The organism is Aquabacterium sp. UBA2148 (assembly GCF_002328915.1).
GTDB lineage: Bacteria > Pseudomonadota > Gammaproteobacteria > Burkholderiales > Burkholderiaceae_C > Aquabacterium > Aquabacterium parvum.
The window spans coordinates 1,002-3,958 of sequence record NZ_DCXA01000312.1 but is presented as its reverse complement, the minus strand read 5'-3'; the positions used below and the strand labels follow the sequence as shown (position 1 = coordinate 3,958).

The window sequence follows — 2,957 nt, the reverse complement described above, 5'->3', positions numbered from 1 at the left end:
ACAGGTCCCACCGGCCCAGGTGCAGGCCCAGTGCCGACGCCGCCATGGCCAGAGCGCCGATCAGGCCAGAGGCCACCACCAGCTTGGCATGCAGCCGGTCATCGGCCCGACTGCGCCAGGTCAGCACGACAAAGCGGTGCATCAGCAGGCACCAACCGATCAGGCTCACGCCCTGGCCCAGCAACACGACGCGACTGTCGACAACCGAGCCCAGCAGCACCAGCCACCAGCCCGAAGCCAGCACCAGGCAGGCGAGCCGCACGTCGCGCGCGCTCACCTCCGGCATCTGCAACCAACGTGGGCCCGCCGTGAAAAGGAAACCGGCGAAATAAAGCGGCATGAAGCCGCAGACCATCAACAGGCCATGAAGCCAGCCCGCGGGCAGCACAGGGGCAAGTTGCCTGGCACCGAATGCCCACAGCCAGGCCCACCACGCGGCGGTGAGCAGCAGGTTGATGCCCGCCAGGAAAAACGCCAGCCGATGCGGGGCCTGCAGCAGTTGAGCGACCCGCAGGGGGCCGCGTTCGGCGCGTGGGCGATCGGTGCTCATCGCCGACGGGCGAGGCGATCGGGCGCCAGCAGGCGGATGGTGCGCTGCTGCATGTCGATCAGGCCTTCGGTTTGCAACTCGCGCAAGACACGCGAGAAGTGCTCTGGCGTGATCGACAGCAGAGAGGCCACCACGCCTTTGCTCACCGGCAGGGTCACGACGCGTTCGGCGAGTGTTTGGTTCGCCCCGTCGATCAGGTCTTCGCCCAGCTCGTCGGCCTGTTCGACCAGCGCCGGCAGGTTCAGCAGGTAGTCGCACACGCGCTGCGCGGCGCTGCAAAGCGAGGTGGTTTCGATCTCGCGCATCATGCGGCGCACCTGACGGCCGGCGTCGTCTAGCAAGCGGGCGGCCATCTCGTTGTCCAGGTGCAAGCGGTTGCGCAGCACCTCGTGCGGCACGACGAGCACGGTCGTCTCGACCAGCGCCCGTCCGTGATGGGTGTGGGGCGCGGTCCGCACGTGGTGGGTGCCGGGCAGGGTGTGGCCACGCCCGACCACGTCGATGACCTTCTCGTGGCCATCGCTGGCCCGCGCGTAGACCTTGATGTGGCCGTCGAGCACGGCGTGCAGGCCTTCGCAAGGCTGGCCCGCATCGAAGATTGTTTCACCGCGCTGGAGGTTGCGCAGCTGGCTGTGCTCGAGCAGGTGTGCCAGTTGCGTTCGGTCCAGTGCCGAGAAGACGGGGTTTTCTGCCAGCCGGGCCAGCGCGCGAGTCGGTTGCATGGGCATGTGAGGGTCCCTTTGTTCAGCCTTTGCCACCATTTTTCGGACCCGAGGTGGACATGGTTTTGATGCGGCACAAAGTCGCATGCACAGCGGTGATCAACCACCCCCAAGGCGTGCGTCGATCTCGTTGAAGATCGACTGTTCATCCGGGGGTGAATCCTGAGGCGCGTCCTGATAGGGGCCGGTGCCGCTGTGCTCCGATTGCGACGCGGGCAGGAACTGACCGGTCCTCACATCGAAGACGTGCACCTCGCCGTCCTCGATCACGTAGTGCCATCCGTGCAGCGTCACCTCGCGCTTTTCGACGCGTTCGCGCACCATGGGGTAGTCCATCAGGCGCTCGAGCTGCAGCACCACGGCGCGCTGCTCGGTGCGGCGCAAGGCCTCGGGCGAGACCTGAACGGGCAGGGCGGCTTCGCGCGCCATGTCCAGCCAGCCGCGCAGGTTCTTGGCTTGCTCCGGCACCTCTTCGTACAAGGCCTTCATGGCGCCGCAATGCGAGTGCCCGCAGACCACGATGCGCGAGACCTTCAGGTTGAGCATCGCGAACTCGATGGCGGCTGCCGTGCCGTGCAGGCCATGCAGACCGTCATAAGGCGGGATCAGCGCGCCCACGTTGCGCACGATGAAGAGCTCGCCCGGGCCCGCGCCCGTCAGCAGGTAAGGCACCAGCCGCGAGTCGGAGCAGCCGATGAAGAGCGTCGTCGGGTGCTGGCCGTCGGCCACCAGACTCTGGAAGCGCGACTGGTGCTGTGGGAAGAAATCCGTGTGGAAGTGCCGCAGGCGTTGCAGGAGCTCGTCCATGGGCCCGGCTCCTGGCTCACTGCAGCAGGGGCGAAGCGGCGGCGTCCAGGTCGGCGCCTTCCACTTCGTGGCGCGCGGCCAGCACGGCGCAGGCCTGCTTGAGTGCGGTGGCAAAAGCCTGCTGGCGCAGCGATTGCGCCACGGCCTGCTGCACCTGTTCAAACGGCGGGCGAACGCCGGCCTCGCGTGCCTGCACCTCGACCACATGCAGGCCGAAGCGGCTGTGCACCAGGCGGGGCAGCACGCCGATGTGGGCCTGCGCTTCGTCCTGGCCGAAGAGCTCGCGAGCGAACTCGGGGGCGCAGTCGTTGGCGCTCAGCCAGCCCAGCTCGCCACCCTGTTCGCCCGACGGGCAGTTGGATGTGGTGCGAGCCTGTTCGGCGAAGGTCTCGGGCGCGGAGCGCACCGCGATCAGCGCTTGTTCGGCGCGCTGACGCAGGGCCTGCACGTCCACGCCGGGTGTCACGGCGAACAGGATGTGGCGGGCCTGCACGCGCTCGCCCTGTGCATAGCGAGCCGGGTGCGCGGCGTGAAAGCGCCGGCAGGCGGCCTCGTCTGGATCGGGCACCTGGATGGCCTGGTCCAGCCAGCGGTCGATGGCGTCGGCCGCGGCTTCGCTGATGACGCCGTCGCTGGGCGCCGGGTCATCGACGGACAGCAGGCCATCTTCGATGGCGGCCAGGCGCAGCAAGGCGAGGCTGGCGAGTTGGCGGCGCTCGGCTTCGGTCAGCTGTTCGGGCTGCTCGTGCAGCACGTCGTCACCCACGCGCAGGGGGCGGGTGGCGGCGAGGGCATCGGTGGCGGGGATGGTGTGCATGGTCATCTCCTGGCGAGGGTTCAGCGGGGCAGGCCGGTGCGGCGGCTGCGCACCACCTGCC

Annotated in this window: 4 protein-coding genes; all 4 read right to left on the bottom strand. The window is 68.4% G+C overall.

Going from position 1 to position 2,957, the window contains the following annotated elements; all coding sequences use genetic code 11:
• The coding region (locus B2W70_RS17555; RefSeq protein WP_286747772.1) for an NnrS family protein at positions 1–550 on the bottom strand (550 nt) is incomplete at its 3' end.
• On the bottom strand, positions 547–1,278 hold the full coding sequence (locus B2W70_RS17550) for a Crp/Fnr family transcriptional regulator (protein ID WP_058089299.1): 732 nt from the start codon (positions 1,276–1,278) through the stop codon (positions 547–549). The genes B2W70_RS17555 and B2W70_RS17550, both read right to left, overlap by 4 nt.
• 93 nt (positions 1,279–1,371) lie before the next feature.
• On the bottom strand, positions 1,372–2,079 hold the full coding sequence (locus B2W70_RS17545; RefSeq protein ID WP_286747770.1) for a carbonic anhydrase: 708 nt from the start codon (positions 2,077–2,079) through the stop codon (positions 1,372–1,374).
• Between the two features lie 16 nt (positions 2,080–2,095).
• Positions 2,096–2,896, bottom strand: coding sequence for a peptidylprolyl isomerase (locus B2W70_RS17540; RefSeq protein WP_058089331.1), 801 nt, complete (start codon positions 2,894–2,896; stop codon positions 2,096–2,098).
• Between the last annotated feature and the right edge of the window lie 61 nt (positions 2,897–2,957).

Coding starts and splice junctions, on each gene's coding strand:
- B2W70_RS17550 (WP_058089299.1), bottom strand. CDS start 1,278: ATGCCCATGCAACCGACTCGCGCGCTGGCCCGGCTGGCAGAAAACCCC.
- B2W70_RS17545 (WP_286747770.1), bottom strand. CDS start 2,079: ATGGACGAGCTCCTGCAACGCCTGCGGCACTTCCACACGGATTTCTTC.
- B2W70_RS17540 (WP_058089331.1), bottom strand. CDS start 2,896: ATGCACACCATCCCCGCCACCGATGCCCTCGCCGCCACCCGCCCCCTG.